General features: G+C 68.0%; 24 protein-coding genes. 18 read left to right on the forward strand and 6 right to left on the reverse strand.

Features of this window, described 5'->3' with window-relative positions; all coding sequences use genetic code 11:
• The first annotated feature begins 35 nt into the window (after window positions 1-35).
• Both OHB00_RS05780 and OHB00_RS05785 read left to right on the forward strand, forming a co-directional pair.
• Entirely contained in the window at window positions 36-1,436 is a 1,401-nt protein-coding gene (locus OHB00_RS05780) for a helix-turn-helix transcriptional regulator (RefSeq protein ID WP_406431904.1), read from the forward strand.
• Window positions 1,433-2,314: an aminoglycoside phosphotransferase family protein gene (locus OHB00_RS05785; protein ID WP_406431906.1), complete on the forward strand. Its 882-nt coding sequence runs from the start codon at window positions 1,433-1,435 to the stop codon at window positions 2,312-2,314. Before OHB00_RS05780 ends, OHB00_RS05785 begins: the two co-directional genes overlap by 4 nt.
• 5 nt (window positions 2,315-2,319) lie before the next feature.
• Here the strand turns inward: OHB00_RS05785 and OHB00_RS05790 are convergent, their stop codons facing one another.
• The 3 genes from OHB00_RS05790 to OHB00_RS05800 form a co-directional block, all read right to left on the reverse strand.
• Window positions 2,320-2,538, reverse strand: coding sequence for a hypothetical protein (locus tag OHB00_RS05790; RefSeq protein ID WP_406431908.1), 219 nt, complete (start codon window positions 2,536-2,538; stop codon window positions 2,320-2,322).
• Between the two features lie 147 nt (window positions 2,539-2,685).
• Window positions 2,686-4,020 carry an SMODS domain-containing nucleotidyltransferase gene (locus OHB00_RS05795; RefSeq protein ID WP_406431910.1) on the reverse strand — a complete coding sequence of 445 codons (1,335 nt, stop codon included), beginning with the start codon at window positions 4,018-4,020 and terminating at the stop codon, window positions 2,686-2,688.
• Window positions 4,017-5,168: an HNH endonuclease gene (locus tag OHB00_RS05800; RefSeq protein WP_406431912.1), complete on the reverse strand. Its 1,152-nt coding sequence runs from the start codon at window positions 5,166-5,168 to the stop codon at window positions 4,017-4,019. Before OHB00_RS05800 ends, OHB00_RS05795 begins: the two co-directional genes overlap by 4 nt.
• Window positions 5,169-5,322: 154 nt before the next feature.
• Here OHB00_RS05800 and OHB00_RS05805 point away from each other — a divergent pair, with 154 nt between their 5' ends.
• Window positions 5,323-5,727, forward strand: coding sequence for a hypothetical protein (locus tag OHB00_RS05805; RefSeq protein ID WP_406431914.1), 405 nt, complete (start codon window positions 5,323-5,325; stop codon window positions 5,725-5,727).
• A 20-nt stretch (window positions 5,728-5,747) separates the two neighbouring features.
• Here the strand turns inward: OHB00_RS05805 and OHB00_RS05810 are convergent, their stop codons facing one another.
• Window positions 5,748-6,602, reverse strand: coding sequence for an IS5 family transposase (locus OHB00_RS05810; RefSeq protein ID WP_406431916.1), 855 nt, complete (start codon window positions 6,600-6,602; stop codon window positions 5,748-5,750).
• Between the two features lie 42 nt (window positions 6,603-6,644).
• On the reverse strand, window positions 6,645-6,947 hold the full coding sequence (cutA, locus tag OHB00_RS05815; RefSeq protein WP_406431918.1) for a divalent-cation tolerance protein CutA: 303 nt from the start codon (window positions 6,945-6,947) through the stop codon (window positions 6,645-6,647).
• A 279-nt stretch (window positions 6,948-7,226) separates the two neighbouring features.
• Here cutA and OHB00_RS05820 point away from each other — a divergent pair, with 279 nt between their 5' ends.
• Complete coding sequence (locus OHB00_RS05820; protein ID WP_406431920.1) at window positions 7,227-8,141, forward strand: transporter; 915 nt, start codon at window positions 7,227-7,229, stop codon at window positions 8,139-8,141.
• A gap of 90 nt (window positions 8,142-8,231) precedes the next feature.
• On the opposite strand, the gene OHB00_RS05825 is transcribed toward OHB00_RS05820, so the two are convergent.
• Window positions 8,232-8,981, reverse strand: coding sequence for a DNA-methyltransferase (locus tag OHB00_RS05825; RefSeq protein ID WP_406431922.1), 750 nt, complete (start codon window positions 8,979-8,981; stop codon window positions 8,232-8,234).
• 629 nt (window positions 8,982-9,610) lie between these two features.
• Between OHB00_RS05825 and OHB00_RS05830 the strand changes: the two genes are divergently transcribed.
• The 14 genes from OHB00_RS05830 to OHB00_RS05895 all read left to right on the forward strand — a co-directional run bounded on the left by OHB00_RS05830 (window position 9,611) and on the right by OHB00_RS05895 (window position 22,983).
• Window positions 9,611-10,753 (forward strand): C40 family peptidase, encoded by a 1,143-nt coding sequence (locus OHB00_RS05830; RefSeq protein WP_406431924.1) that lies wholly within the window; start codon window positions 9,611-9,613, stop codon window positions 10,751-10,753.
• Between the two features lie 91 nt (window positions 10,754-10,844).
• A complete protein-coding gene (locus OHB00_RS05835; protein WP_406445626.1) occupies window positions 10,845-11,144 on the forward strand; it encodes a DUF6112 family protein in 300 nt (99 codons plus the stop codon).
• Window positions 11,144-11,830, forward strand: a complete 687-nt coding sequence (locus tag OHB00_RS05840) for a hypothetical protein (protein WP_406431926.1) — start codon at window positions 11,144-11,146, stop codon at window positions 11,828-11,830. The genes OHB00_RS05835 and OHB00_RS05840 overlap by 1 nt, the downstream gene beginning before the upstream one ends.
• 31 nt (window positions 11,831-11,861) lie before the next feature.
• Window positions 11,862-13,250, forward strand: coding sequence for an ATP-binding protein (locus OHB00_RS05845; protein ID WP_406431928.1), 1,389 nt, complete (start codon window positions 11,862-11,864; stop codon window positions 13,248-13,250).
• Window positions 13,251-13,355: 105 nt separating this feature from the next.
• On the forward strand, window positions 13,356-14,825 hold the full coding sequence (locus OHB00_RS05850) for an SCO6880 family protein (RefSeq protein WP_406431930.1): 1,470 nt from the start codon (window positions 13,356-13,358) through the stop codon (window positions 14,823-14,825).
• A 43-nt stretch (window positions 14,826-14,868) separates the two neighbouring features.
• The gene (locus OHB00_RS05855) at window positions 14,869-15,324 is read left to right on the forward strand and encodes a DUF6238 family protein (protein ID WP_406431932.1); all 456 of its coding nucleotides are present in this window, start codon (window positions 14,869-14,871) and stop codon (window positions 15,322-15,324) included.
• 20 nt (window positions 15,325-15,344) lie between these two features.
• Window positions 15,345-16,859, forward strand: coding sequence for an ATP-binding protein (locus OHB00_RS05860; RefSeq protein ID WP_406431934.1), 1,515 nt, complete (start codon window positions 15,345-15,347; stop codon window positions 16,857-16,859).
• Between the two features lie 82 nt (window positions 16,860-16,941).
• Window positions 16,942-17,118, forward strand: a complete 177-nt coding sequence (locus tag OHB00_RS05865; protein WP_159058896.1) for a hypothetical protein — start codon at window positions 16,942-16,944, stop codon at window positions 17,116-17,118.
• The gene (locus OHB00_RS05870) at window positions 17,111-18,217 is read left to right on the forward strand and encodes a hypothetical protein (protein ID WP_406431936.1); all 1,107 of its coding nucleotides are present in this window, start codon (window positions 17,111-17,113) and stop codon (window positions 18,215-18,217) included. Before OHB00_RS05865 ends, OHB00_RS05870 begins: the two co-directional genes overlap by 8 nt.
• 86 nt (window positions 18,218-18,303) lie before the next feature.
• Entirely contained in the window at window positions 18,304-19,011 is a 708-nt protein-coding gene (locus tag OHB00_RS05875) for a hypothetical protein (protein ID WP_406431938.1), read from the forward strand.
• A gap of 28 nt (window positions 19,012-19,039) precedes the next feature.
• A complete protein-coding gene (locus OHB00_RS05880; protein ID WP_406431940.1) occupies window positions 19,040-19,810 on the forward strand; it encodes a hypothetical protein in 771 nt (256 codons plus the stop codon).
• 33 nt (window positions 19,811-19,843) lie between these two features.
• Window positions 19,844-20,341, forward strand: a complete 498-nt coding sequence (locus tag OHB00_RS05885; RefSeq protein ID WP_406431941.1) for a hypothetical protein — start codon at window positions 19,844-19,846, stop codon at window positions 20,339-20,341.
• A 19-nt stretch (window positions 20,342-20,360) separates the two neighbouring features.
• Window positions 20,361-21,062, forward strand: a complete 702-nt coding sequence (locus OHB00_RS05890) for a hypothetical protein (RefSeq protein ID WP_406431943.1) — start codon at window positions 20,361-20,363, stop codon at window positions 21,060-21,062.
• Window positions 21,063-21,189: 127 nt separating this feature from the next.
• Window positions 21,190-22,983, forward strand: a complete 1,794-nt coding sequence (locus OHB00_RS05895) for a type IV secretory system conjugative DNA transfer family protein (protein ID WP_406431945.1) — start codon at window positions 21,190-21,192, stop codon at window positions 22,981-22,983.
• Window positions 22,984-23,061: the final 78 nt, after the last annotated feature.

Below are 23,061 nucleotides of genomic sequence, written 5' to 3' on the forward strand. Positions count from 1 at the left end.
GCTGAGATATCCGCATCACGACCCAGGGAACGTTGATGCCGCAGCCCGAGAAGGAGCTCAACCCAGACGCCTCACCACCAGAGTGGTTCGGCGCCGAACTGCGCTACTGGCGCAAGCGCCAACCGGGCTTGACTGCTGCTCAGTTAGGCCCGATGGTGCAGGTCAGCCCATCTGTGATCTCCAAGATCGAGAAGGGCGTATACCGGTGTAGCCGCGACCTCGCCGAGCGCCTGGACGTCGTCCTCGGAACGGGCGGAGTCCTCTTCCGCGCTTGGGGGATGGTGTTCGGCGATGCGGATAAAAAGCGGGACGATGCGGATAGTGCACGCAGGCGCCCGGCGGAAGGAGCTATTCAGGTCCCTCAAGGCCGCATGCTGGACAGAGAGACCTCAGCCCAGCTACCTGGGAGCCTTTCGTCAGTGGACCGACGCGCCTTCCTCGCTGCCACCAGCCTGGGTGCCATCGCCCCGATAGACCTCGCCCACCTCGTCGCCCCGACCGCACCGCCAGAGCTCCCGAAGCGAATCCGCCCCACGGAGCTTGAGCAGTTGCGACACATCGCCGACGGCATTCACCGCTGGGACAACGCCCAGGGCGGCGGGGGCCTGGTCGGCGACTTCGCGAGCCGCTCGATGGAGTGGGCCGTGCGACTGCTGTCCATCGACTGCCCGGCACGGCTGCGCTCGGAACTCCTCGCCGGCGTAGCACGGCTGGGCATCGTCGCAGGCGCCACTCACTTCGACGCCTATGCCCACGACGAAGCCCGGATCGCCTTCAAGATCGCGTCCGAGTGCGCGGAGGAGGCCGGGGACTGGTGGCTGCGCGCCCAGACGTTTTCCTTCCTGGCCCGTCAGGCGATCTGGATCGGCGATCCGGACGAAGGCCTCACGTACGCCGAGAAGGGCTTGGTGCGCTCCGATCGGCTCACCCCGACCATTCAGGCCACGCTTCACAGTGCCCGCGCCCGCGCCTTCGGGAAGATGCACGACGTACAGGGCACGCTGGCCGCAGTCGGCGCGGCCGATGACGTGTTCGCCCACTCCAACCCCACCGAAGATCCGGCGTGGATGCACTACTACGACGAAGCCCAGCACCACGGCGACACAGCCCATGCACTGTGGGACTTGGCCATCCACGCCGACCAGGACCCCGGCCGGGCCGCCGAGCGGTTCGCGACGGCGGTCGCCGGGCACGGCGACAACTACGCCCGCTCGCGCGGGATCTCTGCTACGAAGCTGGCGTCACTGGTCATGGCGAAGGGCGACCCGACGCAGGCCATCGCCATCGGCCACCAGGCCCTCAACGACGTCGGCCGGCTCACCTCACGAAGGGCAGTCGACGACCTCAAGGAGCTCCGCCGATTCGCCGGGCACCACCGCAAGTTGGACGAAGCGGCACACCTGCGCCAGCGGATCACGACTACCTTGCAAGCATGACGATCTCGGCTGTCCCCGCCCGCTCTGTCCTCAAAGAAGCCTGCGCCCTCGCAGGCTTCGACCCGGCAGACGCCGAGCCGATCCGTATCGCCGAGAACGAGATATGGCGTCTCCCTGGAGAGGTGATCGTCCGCATCGCGCGCGCCGGCCAGTGGAAGGCGGCCGTGCGTGAGGTCCGCGTGGCCCGCTGGCTCGCCGACAACGAGGTACCGGCCGTCCGCGCGCTGCCGGTTGACCAACCCGTCGATGCCTCGGGACACCCGGTTACGTTCTGGGTCGAGCTCCCACCTCACGAGATCGGCACAGTACAGGACGTCGTCAGCCTGTTGAAGCAGCTCCACCTGTTGCCGGTCCCAGATCTGCCGCTCGACCGGCTGGACCCGTTCGTCCGGATCGCCGAGCGGATCGAGGCCGCCACGTCGTTGTCGGAGGGTGACCGCGGGTGGTTGCAAGGCCAGCTCACGGAACTCCGCAAGCAGTGGGAGCGCCGACCCGATGGCCTTCCAGAGTGCGTGGTGCACGGCGACGCCTGGGTGGGCAACGTCGCACGCACCCCGGGCGGGCCGGTGCTGCTCGACTTCGAACGGGCCTCTGTCGGTCCCCCTGAGTGGGATCTCGTGTCCACCGCGGTCACCATGACCACAACCCGCGAAGTCACTCCGTCTGAATACGCCGAATTCTGCGAGGCGTACGGCACGGACGTCACCCAGTGGGAGGGCTACGAGCTCCTCGCCGGGGCCCGCGAACTGCGCATGACCACCTACGCCGCCCAGCACGCCGCCACGCGGCCCGAGTGGCAGGCCGAGGCCCAATACCGCGTCGACTGCCTGCGCGGCCGTGCAGAGCCGCGCCCTTGGCACTGGAAGGGGATCATGTAGTGCCCTCATCGGAAGCAGAAGCAGAGATCACTGTGGATGCGCTTCTCGGCGGTATCGAAGGTGGTGTTTTCCTGGCCCCTGCCAGCGAGGCTGATGCCGTTGCCCGCCAGACCGAGATTGAGGGCGGGCTTGATGCGGGGGGCCAGCCGTACCCCGTTGTCGTCGATCACCTCGGTGACGAGGCGCTGGGACCAGTAGACGTACCGGCCTACGGGCTGAGGCAATCCCTACCTCCGTTGGGAATTGGGCTCGGTCCGAAACCGCAGCCACAGAGAAGGAAGGACGAACGGGGCCCGGCGCGAGGTTTCCCGCTCAGCTCTGCCCGGCGCTGGCCCCGTCGTACGACCACGAAGGGTCACCTGATCTTTAGCTCAGCTGATGATGACATCGTGGTGATCAGTGGCTAGGACACGGCCGCTTTTGACGATGTAGACCTCCACGTAGTGTTGCCCTTTCCAAGATGTTGACTCCTCGCGGGTTCTGCTTCGATCCTCATCGAGAACGATCTCGCCTCGGAGTTGATCGAGCGCAGCCGCTTCGGGTCCGCGATTCCTGACCTTCCAATAGAGGTCGTACGGCTCCGGAACATCGGTGGTGATGGTGAAGCGCAGGCTCTGAAGGACGCTCACTCGACGGAGACGGCGCAGGGGCCCGTGCCGAAAACCACTCTTCGGGAGAACCCGAGCGTTGATCCGTACCTTATATCCTCCTCTCCAGCTGAAGCCAAACTCCTCGATGTACTGCTCATGCGGGGCACGGGCTTCGCGGGTCGGTTGAATATCCGAAGATGCCGTCAGGGACTTCTGAACCGAGCTAGGTTGCTGGAACGAGTCGCCAAAGACGCGCTGCCATGCTGCAAGGCTCAGCGCTTTATCCTCCTCGTCATAGGCTTCGGTTACCCATGAGCTATACAGCTTAATCTTCTTTCGGAAGTTCTCGTATTGCTCCTGGTTCCAGCGGTGGTTGAACGTTGTCTCCGGACAGCTTGGGTCGGCAAGGGTCGGCATGAGCGGGTACAGGTCTAGCCAAGCGCTCAGATCGGCCAGAATTACCTTTAGGGCTGTGGGAGTGTCGCTGTAGCGCGTAGCTTCGTGCCAGGTTTGGATTCGTTCGCCAAGCAGAGTCGTGAGAATTACGGACGGTACGCTGAAGGTCTGCTTGTAGTCTCGGACGTACTTCATCAGCCTGATGACACGCCGCAGTTGGCCGTTGGCCAGACTATCCTTCTCCTTCATCCAGTCCGTAAATCCCTGAGGGTTGGTATCTTCGAAATCATTCTCGGCGTAGTTGACGATGACCTCGCGGCCGTCCGCCAGAGTGATGTAGGGCACCACGTCGACATGGCAGTCACCCGCGTAGACGATGCGGCAGCACCGGTTCTTCTTGGTTACCTTCGACTTGTAGGTGGCGGATCGCTTGAACGCAGCCCGGACCTCCCGCAAGTAGTCTTTTGGCTTCCAGTCCTCCACCTCGTCCAGATGGAGGAGGAAGTCTGCGTCAAACTCATGATTGTTGAATGGCCTGATGATTGTGCGGTGAGCCCAGGACCCTTGCGGAATGTGCGTCCTGTAGAGGTCGCCGATCTGACTGTCAGCCTTCAGGGTTGATGTAATCGCGGCCACGCGGTCATCGAGTTGATCGAGGCGTGTCTGGTTGAGATTCACAGTGTCCGTAAGGAATGCGCTGAAGTAGGCCAGCAGTTTCATGAAATCTCCAGCGCGACTGTGTAGCATCCGTCGGTTCGGTCGTAGATGGCCATCTTCGGGTGCACATGAGCGTCGTGAACCCGCCCCAACGCCACGGCTGCCGAAACCGGGGCTGCGGCTAGGACGTGCAGGATTCGCATGTGCTTGTGCTGGGCTTCCATGGTGGAGAGCATTGAGCGCAGCGAGTTTGTGAATTCGCTCAGCGTTTCCAGGGAGTCAATTACATCGACGGAGGGCACCCTGCCAGCAGGGTTGATCACCCAGCGTGGTAGTTCCTTGAGATTCTCGGGAAGTTCGTCAGCCTGGATTGAGCCGGAGACGTTGAGTACCAGGACTCCCTCCTCGGCCTCCTGCGGGGTGTTCTGCGGTGAGGTGGTGGTGAAGCTCGTGCTGGGCGCCGGGTTGTCGGGCCAGTTCCAAGCTTCTGTACTGCGGTGCCGTTGGTAGATAGTGACGGCGAAGGTGTCGTCGAGGCGCGAGCCGAAGTAGACGAGCAACGGCAGACGCGCGAAGCCGAAGGCGCTCACGTGTTGCACGGCGTCCTCGCGCAGTGCTTCGGCGAGCCGCCGTTCAAGAATCCGATCGATCTGCCGCTTGCATTGTTCCCAGTAGGCCGGCTCGGACTCCTCCTCTCCGATCACGTTACGGAGGTCGATCTCGAAGCCGTCGCTGTGCAGGCTCAATGGGAAATCGGGGAACCGTCCCTCTGAGCGGATCACCGCCTCGGCGGCCGTCGGCTTGGTCAGCTCAACTTCGTAGCCCCGCACCGGCCCGATCAATCGGATCACCGCGGTTCCGTTTTGAGGGCTGAGGCCAGTCATGCGCCGAATCCATGCCTCGCGCTCGCGCTTGATCGTCCGCAAGCGCTCCACCGTCATGAGGTCGAGTGACCCCTTGCGGTCTATCTCATTGTGCTCACCTCGACACAGAAGCATCAGGTTGTCAGCGAGGTCGCGCTTGTCTTCCGGGAGCGGGTCCATGCCCCGTGGAGAGCCAGGTGCTATGTCACGGCCCACGATGTGGGCCAGTTCCCCGAGGGTGAAGTCCTTGTACGTGAGCTTGCCTTCGAGCAGGTAGTTGCCGCAGAACTCGCACCTTCCCCCGGCTCGGACCCAAGCCTTCAAGCGTTCTGTGTCAGAGATGGCCATATGCCCTCTTCTCGCGCATCTTCCCATCGAAGACGGAAGTACATACAGAGAAGCACGCGCCACTGACAGTCGGTGGCCGTCGGCATGATCACTCTGAGACCGCGTTTGAGATCTGGTTCGGTGGCCTCTCGGAGGGTGTTCTAGGCTCGGCCAGGTGAGCTTCGACAAGTTCCCCTTCCTCGGCGGCTTCAGGGAGCTGGAGTACGGCAGTCCGGACGGGCCGTCGATCCGAGCTGCAGCGCGCATGGCTGCGCCGGGGTATGAAGGCGATCTGGTTCGGTACCTGCGCGCCGGTACGGCCTTGGTCGCCACGCCTTCAGCTGTGCCTGACGTGCTGAGCGAGACTGGGGCGTTCATCGGAGGGCTGCACCTGCTCACAGACGGACATTGGCTGTGGTACTCCGACCTGGCCCACTACGTGGGGCGCTATCACGTGGAACTCGACCCGGCGTTCATCGAGCACGCGCGTAGCAAGGACTGGACTGTTCCGCAGGTCAGCGACGAGCGCCTCGAAGCGATGGTGACGTTGCTCATCGGAGACGAAGGTGAGCTGGACTGATGTTGTCCCGCGCCTAGATATCAGGCCGAAGTTCGGGTCAACGGGCGTCGACGTGCCCGGGATACCGGCCCCACTCGGGTCAGGCGGCGGACCATGATGCCGATCATCGCCCAGCGGATCATCGTCTCGGAGCGGGCGGGACTGGTCTCGTAATCGCGGGCCAGGCGTCGGTGGGCGGTGATCCACGAGAAGGTGCGTTCTACCGCCCACCGCTTCGACTGGACTTGGAACCCCTGCTGGTCGGGGTCTTTACGGACGATCTCCAGATCGGGGCCGAGCACGGTGGTGGTCCAATCGACCAGTCGGCCGGCGAAGCCCTGGTCCGCCCAGATCTTTTTGACACCTGGATGGTCGAGGCGGGTCCACAACAGCGGTCGGCGGGCGCCGTCGCGGTCCTGGACACTGGCCGCGACGACGTGCACGGCCAGCAGCAGGCCGAGAGTGTCGGTGACGATGAACCGCTTTCGGCCCTTGACCTTCTTGCCCGCGTCGAATCCCCTGGTGGCGGCGGGAACGGTGTCGGCAGTACGAACAGACTGCGAATCGATCAGGCCTGCGCTCGGCTCGACGTTGCGGCCATCGGCTTCGCGGATCTGGCGGTGCAGGGCATCGTGGATGCGCTGGACCGTGCCGTCGTCGTGCCACCACGTGAAGTACCAGTAGACCGTCGGCCACGGCGCGAAGTCCTTCGGCAGTTGCCGCCAAGCGCAGCCGGTCCGCACGACATAGAAGATCGCGTCCACGATCCGTCGCCGCGGATGCTTCTCCCTCCGCCCGCCCTTGGGCCCCACCCTCGCGGGCGGCAGCAACGGTTCCACCAACGCCCACTGCTCGTACGTCAAGTCCGACGGATACCCACCCCCAGCACTGCTCACGGCATGCTCAACGACCACACCTCCAACGGGCCACGGCAGATCTCAAACGCGGTCTGAGGCCGGAGAACCCCCGATAATCGGCAGGACGACCCCCTCTGGAACCTCATAGGTGTGTTCCTGCGCCACCCACGCTTCAAGCTCCGGGAGGCGATCAGTAGTCGTCTTGTACGAAATCCGCCACTCGCGGGCGGTCTCAATCTCACCCTTCCACCAATACACCGCGGTCAGCGGAGGGTCGATGTGGGCGCCGGCGGCCAGTCGGTTCTCGACCGCGCCTCGCGCCAGCTCCGCTGCCTTGGCCTCGTCATCGATAGTCGTCTGCGCCACCACAGTGTCGCTCGTCATGCGGCTCCCCTCCTGGTCCGATGTAACGACCCTACCTAGGGCCACCAGGGGCCACCGTGCCCTGGTTCATTCGACGCGGCGTCCCCGCTCAGAAGGTCGTCCGGCGGAAGAGGCCCACCATGCATCGCACAGAAAGTGGGCGCGGCGATCCTGACGATCTTGGCTTGCCTACTCGGCTCCTGCACGGTTGAGGAGCACGTTGGTTCCTTGGAGCGTGGAATAAACGCCTCGTGGCTTCGATTCCCCTTCCATTGATCAAGGCGAGGCCAGGGGAGGACCGTGAGCAACCTGAAGGTCTTCAGGATGAGAGGCGGGCAGGTCACAGAAGTGCCGGGAGCGGGCGTTGGGGTGGAGGTGGAGCTGCAGCGGCTGATCGAGGGCAACATGGAGGCCATGCTGGGGATCCGGTTTCTGGCTACCGAGTACCGCACCGGCCATCACGGGGGCCGGATCGACTCCCTCGGCCTGGACGAGAACGGCTCGCCAGTCATCGTCGAGTACAAGCGAAACCGCGATCAGAACGTCATGAGCCAGGGGCTCTCATACTTGTGGTGGCTCCAGGATCACCACCACGAATTCGAGAGTCTTGCCCGGGAGAAGGTCGGCGACCAGGCTGCGGGAGAGATCGACTGGAGCGCCCCCCGGATCGTCTGCGTCGCCGGAGCCTTCACCCACCACGACACGGTGGCGGTGGAGATGATCAGCCACCGGATCGACCTCGTGACGTACCGGGTCTTCGAGGATGTACTCACGCTCCAGCTCATCGCCTCGACCGGCGGGACCCGCACTTCGCCACGGGGAGGAACATCGGGTTCGGTCCGCGCTGCGTCTACTGCGCCGAAGTCGGTCCAGCAGTACCTTGAGGAGTCGCCCGAGGGTCTGAAGAACCTGTACGCAGACCTCGACGAACTGCTGTTGTCACGTCCGGATATACGCAAGGAGCCGCAGCTCCACTACATCGCATACCGGCGGATCAACAACGTAGCCACGGTGCGCTTGCAGCCACGCAACCAGCTGCTCGTGGTCAACCTCAAGCTGGATCCGGACACGGTGGAGCTGCACAGCGGATTCTCCAGGGACATGCGAGGCGTGGGGGTCCTGGGAATCCGTGGCGGCGTCGAGATCAGGATCGGCTCGCGCGAGGATTTCGTACGGGCTACCGATCTCATCCAGGGGAGCATTGACGTTGGATGACACCCGCACGTGAGGTGTGGCCGTCCCGCCGTTTTGGTGGGACGGCCACACCTCTCTGAGATCTGTGCCCGTACTCTGGGCTTCTCCCATTCACTCCTCTGGCCCGGCGAGCTTGAAGTCGTCCCGGTTCAGTGCGCCTCGCAGCCGCTGTTCTGCGATGTCGGCGTAGTGCTCTGAGAGCTCGACGCCAACGAACTGGCGGCCTTCTCGCAAGGCGGCAACACCGGTCGTCCCGGAACCGGTGAAGGGGTCCAGCACCGTTCCGCCTGGCGGGCAGATCTTGACCAGCTCCTGCATCACTTCCACAGGCTTCTGCGTGATGTGCACGCGTCCCTTCCTGGGCTGGCTCGCCGTGTAGAGGCCAGGCAGGTAGACGGGGTTGCGGTTGGCGTCGACAGGTCCCTTGGTTCCCCACACGATGTATTCGCAGGACTGCTTGAGCCGGCCCTTCTGCGGCCGGGAGACCGGCTTGTGCCAGGACGCGATGCCCCGCCAGGTCCACCCGGCAGCTTGGAGCGAATCGGTCGTCGTCGGCAGCTGCCGCCAGTCGGTGAAAACGAGCGCGCTGCCGGACTCGACTGTCGCACGGTAGGACTCGGTCAACAGGAGGGTGAGCCAGAATCCGTACGAGCGCTGGTCGCGGTTCTCTCCAGGGAAGTTGGCGAGGTCGTGCACGGCGTCGGCCGACGTGTATTTCGCGCGCGCGGAACGGCCGGTGCGCTCGCTGCTCGTACGGCCGCCGCTGTTGTAGGGCGGATCGGTGATCACGGCATCCACGCTGTTGTCGGGGATGCCGGCGAGGGCGGTCAGCGCGTCGCCTCGGTACAGGGTGTACGGCATTGCGCGGTTCTCTCTTTCAGCAGGGCGGGCATACGCGCGTTCTCTCCGATCCCGGAGGGCTGCGTATGTCGGCATGGGTCGCTCCGCTGAACTGCTGAAGCAGCCGTCAGTGCGGGCGATGCGCTGGAGGTTAACCGCGAATTCCGGCCACACCCAATGAGGCGACCCTCCGCTCGACGGCCCGAAACCGCCCGAGGCTCGGGCCGTTTGGCGCGGCCGGAATCCGTCCTTACAGTCTCGCCGTGTTCGCAGGACGGACTCCGGTCCCGTCCCTGCTGAGCTGTGCCCATGCATGCCGTCCCGCCCAAAGGACAGCGTTCCCGGCACTTCACTGGATAACTTCCATCAGGGCGGAGGGCACTTTCAATGCGGCACGTGAGATTACGAGCGCGGCTGGCTGCCGCTTTCCCATGAGGGGGCCAGCGGCCGGGAGTTAACAGCTCCCGGCCCTGGCCTCAGCTTCCCCTAGGAACTGCTAATTCCTAACCGGCGTGGTGCTGGGAGCCTTTCGACGAGAACGCCTGTGCCGCGCTGCCTACGAGTAAGGAGCTGCTGATGCGGCATGCCCAGGCGCGCCCGTCACCGGGACCGAGTTCTCCGTCCCGCCGATCGACGTTCGGACCGCGCCTGTGAAGAAGGTCGTCGCTATAGCCGGGGCCGTGGCGCTCGGCCCGACCCTGCTGGTCGCCCCGGTCGCTGTTGCTCTCGCTGGTTCCAGCAGCGCCCAGGCCTCCTGTGCCGTAGACGGTGCACAGACCGTGGACAGTGCAGCGGTCGCGAAGCAGGTGAAGTCCATCCTCAAGGGTGGCGGCAAAGTCTCCGTTTTCGCTTCGGGGCTGGATGAGCCCAAGGTGCAGATATCGAATGCCGCGACGATCCAGGCGACCGGCGTGGCGATGAAGGTGCCGGCGCGGGGACAGGTCGTCGCGTTGGCCACGGCTCTGCAGGAGTCGAGGTTGAGGAACCTCGACTACGGCGACCGGGACTCGCTCGGCCTCTTCCAGCAACGTCCTAGCCAGGGCTGGGGCTCGGCGGCGGAGATCCGTCAGCCGGTGTACGCCTCGACGAAGTTCTACGAGGCGTTGCTCAAGGTCTCGGGCCGGCAGTCGATGACCGTCGCCCAGGCCGCGCAAGCCGTCCAGAAGAGCGGCTACCCGGAGGCGTACGCTCAGTGGGAGCCGCTGGCCTCCGCCCTGCAGAAGGCCATCGCCAAGTCGCTGTCGCAGAAGGACGGTTCCGACGGGGACAGCGGCGCCGACGGTACGTCCGAGCAGGTGGCCGCCTCATCGGTCTCCACCTGCGGAACGGACTCGGACGCAACCGAGTTCGGCTCGATTCCCGCAGGGTCCGTACCTGCCAGCTACAAGATCCCGTCCGGCGCGCCCAAGTCGATTCGTGCAGCGATCCGTTGGGGGCTTGGCCAGCTCGGCACGCCGTACCAGTGGGGCGGCTCGTGTACTGCCCCGCACGGCCAGGATCCGATGGGCCGCTGTGACTGCTCGTCCCTGATGCAGGCGTCCTACAAGGCTGGCGGCATCTCGCTCTCCCGGACCACGTACACGCAGGTCAAGGAGGGCAAGGCGGTCAGCGTCGACGCCCTCAAGCCGGGCGATCTTCTATTCACCCGCGGCACCGCCGCAGCGCCGGAACACGTCGGCATGTTCATCGGCCAGGGCCTGGTCCTGCAGGCGCCGCATACCGGGGACGTGGTCAAGATCTCGACCCTCGCCAGCTGGCGTGCCGACATCGTCGCCGCCCGCCGAGTCGTCTGACCGGTTCCTCCTCTCTCTTCCTCCCCTCACTCGCTTCGCCCTTCCGGGCTTCCGCACGCCCAAAAACTATCTGGAGTTCCACTTGAAGCTCATGCAGCACGCCCAGTTCCTGGCTTACAACCCCGGCATCACACCGAAGGAGGGCGGGCTCCCCGGCCTCAGCGTGCTGAAGAACATCGTCTCCTCGATCAACCTCTTCGGGATCATCGCGGTGGTGGGCGCCCTGGCCATCTCCGCCATGGTCTGGGCCTGGGGTCACCACAGCGGCGGGCACCAAGCCGAGGCGAACGGGAAGAAGGGGACGGTCATCGCCGCCGGCTGCGCGCTGCTGCTCGGGGCGGCCAACGGCATCGTCGCGTTCTTCTCAGCCATGGGGACGCAGGTCCACTAATGTCGAGGAAACGTTCCCTCCACACCCAGGAGCGCTCGTACGGGGCGCCCTCCTCTGTCCTGCGCCGTGTCCTGCTGGGCGGCCTCGTGCTCGCCATGCTCCTGGCCGTCGCCGGTCTCCTCGCGTATCTGACCCGCGCGGAGAACCCGGCCTCGGCGCGGCCCCCCGCGACGTCGAAGTCCGCGCCCCGGGCGGCTTCGCCGGAGGCGACCGACGGCGAGCATGAGGCCGTCGCGTCACCGCCTCGGACCAGCGATCCGATCGCCTTCGCCAAGGTGGCCACCAAGGTCCTGTGGACGTACGACACCCGGTCCTTCTCCCGGACCGAATACGTGGCTGGGCTCAGGCGGTGGATGACCAGTGAGAAGAAGTACGCGGACTGGGAGTCCGTCTCCGATCAGGTGCCCAGCCCGGTGCTGTGGTCGCGGATGCACGACAACCGTCAGCGCGCGACCGCCACGGTCGGCGAGGGGCACTTCCCGCAGGCGTTCAAGACCGCCCTAGCCCAGGACCCCGGCGCGATCACCGAGGCGTACGTCTACGCCGTCACGGTCACCGGCAAGCAGGCCATCGCCTGGAAGGGCTCCGGGGCCGGAGCCGAGTCCCGCTCCACGACGCTCGCCGTCCAGTGCCGCCCCGACAAGGCCTGCACCCTGATCGGCGTGCTCCCGAGCGTCGCGCCCTGACCGCCCCCAATCCCCGAAAGGAGGTGCCCTCATGGGGGCTTGTGACCTTCCCCTGATGAGCACAGTGTGCGACACCGTCGGCGGCGTCGTCGGTTCGACCGGCGAGGCGATCACCGACGGCATCGGCGCCTGGATCGCCAAGTCGATGGGCGAACTCGCCCAGTCCGCCGCCGCCCTCGCCGCGACGGCCGTCGACAAGACCACAGCCGTCGATCTCAACGCCGAGTGGTTCCGCGACAACTACGAACTGCTGCTGCCCATAGGCCTCGTCCTGACCGTCGCCACGTTCTGTCTCCAGCTGATGCGCGCGGCCTGGCGCCGTGACGAACGTGCTCTCGTACAGGCGGTCACCGGAACGGTGGCGGGAGTCCTGTTCGCGTTCGCGGCCATCGCCTGCACCACGGTCGCGCTGACCGTGGTCGACGCACTCTCCGCCGGGCTGTTCCAGGCGGCGAACACGTCGATCGACGACTCGATACGCCGCATCATCGAGGTCAACAACCTCGGCACGATGTACGAGTTGGGCTGGGCCATCCCAGCCATGGTCGGCCTCGGGTGCGCGATCGGCGCGTTCCTCTACTGGACGGTGATGGTCGCCCGCAAGGTCGGCATCCTGGTCCTGGTGACGCTCGCAGTGTTCGCTGGCGCCGGCGGCGGCTGGGAGGTGGCCCGGCGCTGGCGGCGAGGCTGGATCGAGGCGACCAGCACGTTGGTCGTCAGCAAGTTGCTCATGACGATCGTGTTCCTGCTGGGTGTCTCGGCCATGGGCAAGAGCGACGCTTCCGACGGGCTCTCCGCTCTGTCGGACGCGATGGCGGGCATCGTAGTGATGGTCCTGGTGATGCTGTGCCCCTACGCGACGTACAAGTTCGTGCACTGGGCTGCCGACGGCGGCGGTCAAGACGATCTGCACCGAACGGGCGTCGCCGGGATGGCGGTGGCCGCTGGTGCGGCGAAGACCGCGGGTCAGCTCGCGATGCAGGTCGGCACCGGTATGCCTGCCCCGCAGGGTCCCGCGAAAGTTCCGGGCCAGGGATCGGGTGGCGTCGCGTCCGGCATCGACCCGACCGGCGGATCGGGCGGCACCAGCAAGCCGAAGCAGACCCACTTCCGCTTCGGCGAGGACCAGAACGCCACAGGCGACAAGGGCACTGCCCTGATCCGGCGGCCTCCAGCGGACGGTGACCGCGGTCAGCCGTTGATCCAGCGCCCTGGCCATGGGACGGCGGCCGATGCAGCGCCGGTCTCCTCCGGGCCGACGCCTCAGGGCGCCTCCGTCGGGCAGCCGCAGGTCACGCATCTGGACCCGCCGACACCGAGGCGCGCCGGACCGTCGACGGCGAGTGGGCCCTCTCCCCAGGGTGGTGCCACACCACAGCGGTGGGTCTACCCCACGCCGCCGGGTGGATCGGGCTCGTAGTCCTCGCCCGACGGGGTGGGCGGCGCATGTCGCGTCCGGCGCCGCCCACCCCGCCCTCGCCGCCTCGACTCCTCTTTCTCTCCATGTTCCAAGGACGACTTCGCCATGCTTTCCAACACCTCCCCCTCCGACGGCCCGGCCACCGTGAAGTTCCCGCACCGTTCGCGGCGCGGTGTACTGCTCGGCCTTTCGACACCTCAGCTGATCGTCGTCACCATCACCGGGCTGCTGCTGCTCGCGGTGCTGCTCACCTCGGGCGTCACCGGCGCGCTCAAGCTCATACCGCTGTGGACGGTGATCCTGGCGGCTGTGTTCATCCGCCATCACGGGCGGTCGCTGTCTGACTGGGCACCCATCGCCGCGGGGTTCGCGCTGCGCAGCGTCCGGGGCCAGCTCATCTGGCTCGCCCGGCCGTCCACCAGGCCACGGCGTGAGGGCCTGCTCCAACTGCCCGGCACCGCGGCTTCGCTGCGGGTGGTCTCCGCCCCTCGCGGCGGCTTCGGCGCCGTGCACGATCCGCACCACGGCACCCTCACCACCGTCGTGAAGGTCTCCTCCCGTGCCTTCGCCCTGCTCGACCCGGCCACCCAGACGTACAACGTCGCGGGCTGGGGACGCACGCTGGCGGCCCTGGCGCGCACCGGCCACATCGCCCGGGTCCAGGTCCTGGAGCGCACGGTGCCCGACTCCGGCGACGGCCTCAACCGCTACTGGCACGAACACGGCGACGCCCAGACACAAGTGGCCGGCCCCATCTACGGCGACCTGTTGGCCGCCGCCGGGCCCGCCGCCGCGCCCCACGAGGCGTACGTGGCGCTCGCCCTCGACCTCAAGGCCGCCCGCCGACTGATCAACCAGGCCGGAGGTGGACTGACCGGCGGCTTCGCTGTCCTGAGCCAGCTCACCTCCGCCTTCGACCAGGCCGCCCGCAACTCCGGCCTCACACCCGGCAACTGGCTGGGCGCCTCCGAAATCGCCGCCGTGATCCGTACCGCGTACGACCCCGCCGCGTCGGCCGCGCTGGACCAGTGGTCCTCCTCCGGCCGCGCGCAGGCTAACCCCGCTGCCGCCGGGCCCGTCGTCCTGATCGAGAAGGCCGACCGGATCCAGACCGACTCGGCCCACCACTCCACGTTCTGGATCGAGAACTGGCCGCGCATCGAGACCTCGCCGGGCTTCCTGCACCAGCTCCTGTTCACCTCCGGTGTCCGCCGCACGCTGTCCCTGACATACGAGCCCAAAGAACTGGACTCCGCACTCAAGGACGTACAGCGCCGCAAGGCCACCGTGATCGCGGACGCCGCCGAGCGGCAGCGCAAGGGACAGGTCGACTCCGAAGAGGACTCAGTCGAGTACGCCGACATCAAGCAGCGCGAGCGCCAGCTGATCGCCGGCCACGCCGATGTCGCCCTCACCGGCCTACTCACCGTGAGCGCCGACACCGACGAGCAGCTCAACGCCGCCTGCGCCGCGATCGAGACAGCCGCCGTCGCCGCCCTCGTCGACCTGCGCCTTCTGACCTGGCAGCAGGCCGAGGCCTTCACCAACGCCGCCCTGCCGCTCGCCCGCCCATAGCGCACCCGCACCACCAACTCGCGCTCTACCGAAGGGCACCCCCATGCCGACCGAGCCCCTGCCCGAACTGCCTCCGGACTTCGTCCCGTTCGCCACCGCCGCGCTCGACTTCCACCAGGCGATCAACATGCCGGTCGCCCCCATCGCCGCCGGCCGTGCCGAACTCGACTCCCTGCACGCCCACGTCGTCGCGCTGTACGGGCTGCTCGACGCCCACACCGCCCGCACCACCCCGGTGGCCAGGGCGGAGGGCGACCACCTGCGGGCGTGCCGAATCCGGCTGTGGCAGGCAGCCGAACACCTCCACGCCGCCTTCCACACCGCCCCACACCCCGGCTCCGGCCGCCTTCCGACCCGGGAGGCATGCCGGGCCCGGCGGCCCGAGGGAACGCCCGAACTCACCGTGTGCCAGCGCCACCTGGCCACCGCCACCCGCGTCCGCCGTGACCACACCCCGGCCGATCTGCGCGACCCCTTCACCGGCCTCACCCGCCACTGACCATCAGGAGCACCACCCTCATGGCCTCTCGTACCCGCGCCAGCGCCAGCCCGCTGTTCGTCCCGCGCAAGAGCGACCGCCGTACGGCGCGCACCGCCCGTCATCAGTTCGCCGCCGCCCGGGACCAGGCCCGGCACGCCGCGCGCCCCGCAGCCCGCCCGACCGCGCCTGGGCTCGACCCCGAGTTGCGGGCCACCTACCCGGCCGCTGGCCGTCCCGGGCCGGCCTCCGCTCGCGGTGGCCGTCTCAAGCTGCCCGCCCACCGGATAACGACGGCCACCGCGTCGGGGGCCTATCCCTTTCTCGCGGAGGGCGGTCTCGGCGCGCAGGGCATCTACATCGGCCGCGACGTGCACGCGGAGGCGGCCTTCACGTACGACCCGTTCGCCCTGTACGGGCGTCTCGAAGGCTTCACCAATCCCAACATCCTGCTGGCCGGGATCATCGGCATGGGCAAGTCCGCCCTGGCCAAGTCCCTCGCGGTGCGCGCCGTGGCCTTCGGCTACCGGATCTACGTGCCCTGCGACCCCAAGGGCGAGTGGACCGTCGTCGCACAGGAGCTCGGCGGGCAGACCATCGCGCTCGGCCCCGGCCTGCCCGGGCGCCTGAACCCCCTGGACGCGCCCGCCCGGCCGTACGGCGTCAGCGAGGAGGACTGGACCACCGAGGTCCGCAAGCGGCGCCTCCTGCTGCTCGGCTCGCTCGCGAAGACGGTCCTGGGACGCGAGCTGCACCCCATGGAGCACACCGCCCTTGACGTGGCGCTCGACCAGGTCGTCGCCTACGCCGAGGCCAACGGCACCACGCCGCTGCTGGGCGAGGTCGCCTACGTCCTCGGCTCCCCCGAGCGCCTCGATGCCGCGCTCGGCGAGCTGTCCGGCCGACTCGGGCATGCCGCCGAGGACCTCGCCCACGCCTTGCGCCGGCTCGTGCACGGCGACCTGGCCGGCATGTTCGACGCATCGAGCACCGTGGCCTTCGACCCGAGCGCGCCGATGCTGTCCATCGACCTGTCCCGCCTCGGCGGCGCGGGCGACGACACCGCGCTCGTCCTGGCCATGACCTGCGCCTCCGCCTGGATGGAATCCGCCCTCGCCGACCCCTCCGGAGGACGGCGCTGGGTGATCTACGACGAGGCCTGGCGCGTGATGCGCCACGTCGCGCTGCTGGAGCGGATGCAGAGCCAGTGGAAGCTCTCCCGCGGCCTGGGCATCGCGAACCTGATGGTCATCCACCGCCTCAGCGACCTGCTGGCCGCCGGTGATGCCGGCTCCCGGGGTCGGGCCCTGGCCGAGGGCCTGCTCACCGACTGCTCCACTCGGATCATCTATCGCCAGGAAGCCGACCAACTCGCTTCCGCCGCAGCCTTGTTGGGGCTCACCGGCGTCGAGACGCAGGCTGTCTCCGCTCTCACCAAGGGGCGTGGCCTGTGGAAGGTGGCGGGTCGATCGTTCATTACTCAACATCTTTTGCATCCGCGGGAGCGCGAGTTGTTCGACACGGACGCCCGGATGGGCGCGATCACTCGTCCTTGATCAATCCCGCCCTCCGGAGGCCGGCGCCACGTCCCGGCCCCCGCGTCTTCCCGCTCCGAGCGTTTCTAGGATGTCCCCCTTCATGTCTCAGCAGTACAAGATCCGCCGCGCGATGCATCGGCTCGTCCAGCGCTACCTCCGCGCCACCACGGTCAACGCTTCTCACGGCTACATCCCCCTGGCCACAGGCCCGTTCGGCGCTCTCGATGAATCCCGGCGGCTCGGCGCCCGGCAGGAATCGGGCTTGCGTCATGTCTGAACGAATACCGACGCCCGCCGCCGGCACTCCTGCGTCTCCTTCTGCAGACCACCCGGTCTCCCTCGCTGCCCGCAAGGCCAGCGAGCGTGCGGACCTTGCGACGTTCGCCCAGGATCTCGCCGCCCGACTGCCCGGTTCCTGGACCGCCGTCACCCAGGAGCACGCCGCGTACGCCGGTCAGTCCCCGCTTGCGGAGCGACTCTGGGACGACGGCCATGCACAGTGGGCTCTCGAACAGTTCGTGCTGTCCCGCCACGCCGTGCTCACCAGCGGCACGGGTAGCGAGCTGGTCGTCGTCGACCGCCCGCGGCGCACACGGGAGTTTCTGGTCGCCGCCTTGCAGCCGGGCGGCAGTGACGTCACGGACCGGGTCAAGGCACCCGACGGGATCGTCGTCGACGCGGACCCGGCGCGCGCGGCATCGGCGGTGGCCAACCGGCTACTTCCCCGCTACGAGCAGGCCGTACGTGCGGCACGCGTTGAACAGGTCGCCGTGGCGGTAGCTGCCGGTGAGCGAGTTCTTGCCGAGTGGGACGCGATCTCCGACAGCCTGTGCGACGCCGATCACTGGCCGCTCGATGAGCGCTACGACCTGCGCCAGCAGCAACGGGATGCGGAGATGTGGGCCTTGTTCGCTCCCTTCCTCAACTACGGCCCTGCTCTGGTCGCCCACGCCGAGGAGATGCTCCCGTTCCTGGATCCGCAGGATCGTGCGGAGGGGCAGTGGCCGTACCGGCTTCGCGTGCTACGCGAGGCCTTGGAGGGCGGCGCGCCTGTTCAGGCTGACTTCGAGTTCGTCACCGGTGCGCTCCTGCCAGATCACTCTCGCGCTGGGGCCGCGTACGCGAAGGCTGTCGTCCAGCGCAATGCCGAAGGCTGGCATTACTCCCTGACCTGGGTGGAGAGCGGCGACGTGCTCGTCGAGATGGCACGAACCGAGCGCGGCCAGCCAGTCAAGTCGCAGCAGTCCGCGCAGGTCCAGGCCGCCCGCGCCCAGTCGCCTCATGCGGCCCACCAGAGCCTCGCGACGACAGCGGTGTCCGCCACTGTGGCGCCGCCCGGTCTCCTCGCGCACGACCGCGTGCGCCGATCGCGCTAGCGCACAACTCCCGGCCCCACCAAATCCGTCTTCGGGCCACATCCTCGTCCTCCGCATGGCCCCGACCTCTCCGAGGTGCACCTCTCGTGGCGGAAATACGCCCTCACATCACCGTCGCCCACCACGCCCAGTACGGCGTCGTGGCCGCGATGTCCCACGACAACCACGTCGCCGATCACATGCTGCGGCGGGTCGGCTTCGAGCGACTGCCTGGCAGCTGCCTGTACGCCCTGACCGAGCCGGACCGTGATCTGACGCGGCGCGGAGAGCAGGCCGTTCAGTCGTTGCGTGCCGCGCGGTACAGCGTCACCTCCGACGCCGTATACGACATCAAGGCCGCCATCGGACCCATCGCTGCCCAAGATCCGCTCGACGTGCGGGCTACCCCAGTGACCCTCGGCGCCGGGGAGGCGGTCTCTTCCTCCGCCCGCGCGCTCGACGCCGACATCCGGGCCGCCCGGATCGTCGTGCACGACCAGGTCCGCGATCCCGACGGCACGTTGCGCGCGGTCGCCACCGACATTCGCACCGGCGAAGGCGTACTGCTGCACGGCGAGGGCGATCTGCGCTACGTCGAGACGCGGCTGGACAGCACAGCCCTCGCATTCGACGCGTTCTCCTACATCCGGGGCAACGGACGTCCCGATCCGACTCCCGCGACCTCGCAGCGCCGGGTCCAGGCCGCCACCGCCATCTCCCCGGCCCGCGCGAGCACTTCAGTGCTGCAGCGGCCCGACGTCACCGTGGCCTTCCGCCCGGCCCAGGCTCCCCGGCAGCCGGCCCGCGCCCGCTAGGCCATCCGAACCCGAAGGAATCTTCAGCATGAAACTGCAACTCGAACCCGACGTCGCCTTCGGTGTCCACCCGGAATTCGGTGTGGTCGCCGCCGTATCGGACGATCACCCGTTCCTCGACGAAGTGCTGCGCAAGCACCACTTCCGCCACAACGGCACCCTCGACCTCTACACGCTGGCCGACGACACCCCGCACAACACGGCGGTACGGGCCGTGGCTCGTGCCAGCCTCGAGTTCCAGGACGTTGGCCTCTCGGTCGCCGCCGATCCGCGCATCATGCTGCCGCCGCCGATCCCGACGTCGGACGGGGTGCCCGCACGTCAGGCGCTGCCGGGGCAGTCGCTGACCGCCTTGACCGGGGAACTGCATGAGCTGCGCCACTCGGCCGATGTCGCCGATGTTCTGGAGCAGATCCTCGATGAACACCACGGCGTTGTCGGGGACTTGGAGGAGTTCATCGACACGGCCGCCGCCTGGTGCGACCGGCTGGGCACCGCCAACGGCCGCGAGCTGGGCCAGCACCTGCGCACCATCGCCCACCACGTCGCGTTCCTCGGTGATCAGCTCGTCACCGCCCAGCTCGACCTGGCGGTCATGCCGGACGTGCCCCCGGAAGGCGCGCTGGCACTGGCCGACGTACCGCTGCTCCCCCGGTACGGGCTCCCGTCGGTCACGCACACCGCCCGCGCCCGCGCCGCTCTCTCGTCCTCCCCGAACCGCCCGGTTGCACAATCCACTTCGCCGGACGAAGCAGCCCGTTCACCGGCTGCCCCGTCCAGCCCCCGTCGTACGCCCTGACCTTCCTCCCGATCCCACGAAGGAGTCCGGCTCATGGCCGTCAAGAAGATCTGGACCACCAACCACACCTGCGGAGACACCACGCAGGTCGATCTCTCCGACCGTCCGGCCGACCGCCGTGCCGGCTACGCCCGCTGGCTCGCCGAGCGCGACTGCACCGACTGCTGGCGCGCCGCCCAGGGCGAGGACACCGAGTCCAAGGCCGAGTGGCTCGCGAAGAAGCGGGCTGCGGAGCAGGCCGAGGCCGAGGAGTGGTCGGCGCGGTATCGGATGCCTCCGCTGGAGGGCACCGACCGTGCCATCGCCTGGGGGACCCGATGCCGCCGTCAGCTCATGGCCGCCGCGTACACCGCCCTCGTCGCCGAAGGCACCACCAGCGAGGAGGAGTGGGGCGCCATCGAGGACGCCGCGCGCCCCCTGACGCGTGCCGGGTGGTGGCTGGACCAGCGCGACGCCGACCCCGCCGACCTGCCCGAGTTGCTGGCAGCCGCCACCGCGGGCGATCGGCCCACCGAGAACCCTCACTTCTGACCCGCCCGCGGAGGCCTCCATGTCCACCACGCCCCATGTCGTCATCACCCGCGAGCCGACCGGGAACGTCATCGCCGAGGGCGGGGACGAGTTGGCTGTCACCATCCTCAAGCGCGCGGGCTTCGTCATCGAGACCACCCCGCTCTCCTTCTGGTACCGCCTGCCCTGGGACATGGGCGAGGAGCGCGAGAATCAGCTGGCCAGCCACGCCGCCCGGATGCTCACCGCGGTCGGTTACCAGGTCGAACTCGATCCCGGCCTCGACCTCACGCGGATCACCACGCCCACCGACCCCCTCGGCACGCGCGTATACGGGCAGCAGATCCTCTCCCTGACCGACCAGCTCAACGGAGCCGAGACATACGCGGGAGCGGCCGACCTCATCGAGCACGTCGTGGACCCGGACGACGGCGTCCTCGTCCGCCTCGGAGAGTTCTTCGAGGCCGCGGCCGTGCAGGCCAACGTCGCCGACACCGATGACGGCTGGTACCTGTCCCACCTCTGCGAGGACGCCGCTGCCACGCTCACTTCTCTCGCCGAGGACGTGCGCGACGCCGGCCACCAGATGCAGAGGCTCGGACCACCCCAGAAGCGGAGCTGGCAGGAAGGCGTCGCCACCTACTACGCGACGGCCCCGAGCCCCCGCACCGGAGCCACGCCCGCCGCAGAAGAGCCCTCCGTCACACCGCCCAATACGCCCCGGCCGGGCCGGTCTCGCTGACCGCTCCCCCGCCGCGCCGCCCAACTCCCCCTGCTCACCGCCACAGCCGCCAGGAGCCGGTCGTGATCACCAGAGCCATTCGCCGCCCCGCCGCCACCCGTAGGTCCGCACCCCTCTGGATCCCGCCTTGCCATCTCCGCGAACCAGCTCGCCCTCGACCACCACCGGCACCGACTTCCTCCTCTACCTCCTGATCGGCATCGCCGCTCTCGGCATGGCGGGAGGCTCGTTGGCCTGGCTGTTCGGCAATCTCGCCAACGCCCTGGTCGGCTCCGATCCCTGGGCCGCCTTCCAGCCGACCAGCGCGCTCCTGCACCCCGATCTCCTCTGGCCCCATCTCGCCCGGCCCGCCATCCTCACCAGCTGCTACCTGCTGCCCGCTGCCACGCTCACCGCCGCGGCCATCCTCGGCGGCCGGCTGTGGCTGCGCCTTCGCCGGAACCCCAGCGGACTGGCCGATCAGCGCGACCTGGCCGACCTCATGCCCAAGAAGATCGCCGCGAAGGCCATCGACCTGCGGACCAGCCTGAAAGGCACCAAGCCCAAGGACGTCACCCCGGACGACCGCGGCGTACTTCTCGGCACGCTGAAACCGGGAGCCACCGAGATCCGCTCGTCCTGGGAGGACGTACTCCTCGCGATCATGGCGCCCCGCTCCGGGAAGACCTCGGGACTTGCCATCCCCGCGATTCTCCGCGCCCCCGGTCCAGTGCTGCTGACCTCGAACAAGGCAGCCCGCGACGCCTACACCGCGACCCTCGACGAGCGCTCCCGCGTGGGCACGGTGTGGACCCTGGACCCGCAGCAGATCGCCCACGCCCCGCAGACCATGTGGTGGGACATCCTCGCCGACGCCCACGATCTCGCCGGGGCCCGTCGGCTGGCCGGGCACTTCGTGACCGCCTCGGTGGACGAGTCCAACGCGGGCGACTTCTGGTCCACCGCCGCCGCCAACACCCTCACCGCGCTGTTCCTCGCCGCGGCACGCGACCACCGGCCGATCACCGACGTGCTGGCCTGGCTCGCCTCCCCCGCCGACCGCACCCCCATCGACCTTCTCCAGGACGCTGGCCTCGACGCCGTCGCCGCCCAGCTCCAGGGCACCGTGGCCGGAGCCGTCGAGACCCGCGACGGCATCTTCGAGACCGCCCGGCAGTACGCCAGCTGCCTCCTCGACCCGGGCATCGCCGCCTGGGTCACCCCTCCCAACGGCCTGGAGAAGGTACGGAAGTTCCAACCGGAGGCGTTCGCGACCAGCAAGGACACCTTGTTCCTGCTGTCGAAGGACGGCGGCGGCTCCGCCTCGGCGATCATCGCCGTAGCCGCCGACGCGGTGATGCGCGCGGCTGTCGTCCAGGCCGAGCGCGACGGCGGGCGCCTCGACGCCCCGCTGCTCGCGATCCTCGACGAGGCCGCCAACGTCTGCAAGATCGCGGACCTCCCGGACCTCTACTCCCACCTCGGGTCCCGGGGCGTCATCCCGATCACGATCCTGCAGTCCTACCGCCAGGGTGTCCGGGTCTGGGGCGAGGCCGGCATGGACGCCCTGTGGTCCGCCGCGACGATCAAACTGGTCGGCTCCGGCATCGACGACGCCGACTTCGCGGACAAGCTCTCCCGCCTCGTAGGCGACCACGACGTACGCACCGTCTCCGTGTCCACCAGCGAGTCGGGCAAGTCCACGTCGGTGTCGATGCGTCAGGAGCGGGTGCTGCCGGCAGACGCGATCCGGGCCCTACCCAAGGGCTCCGCACTGCTGCTGGCCACCGGCGTGCGCCCCGCCCTCCTGGAGCTCAAGCCCTGGTATCGCGAGCCGGACGCCGACCGGCTCGGCGCCGCCTCCGCCCAGGCGACCGCGGCCATCACCGAGCGCGCGCTGGCCAAGCAACTGCACCGCGACGAGTTCGGCCCGGCCGCATGACAGCGCCAACCAGGCACGCCGCGCGCACGAGACGCACGCACAGGCGTCCCCGTCCCCTGTCGCGTCCCCGAGCCATTG

Source organism: Streptomyces sp. NBC_00631, assembly GCF_045206895.1.
In the GTDB taxonomy this organism is placed as follows: Bacteria; Actinomycetota; Actinomycetes; order Streptomycetales; family Streptomycetaceae; genus Streptomyces.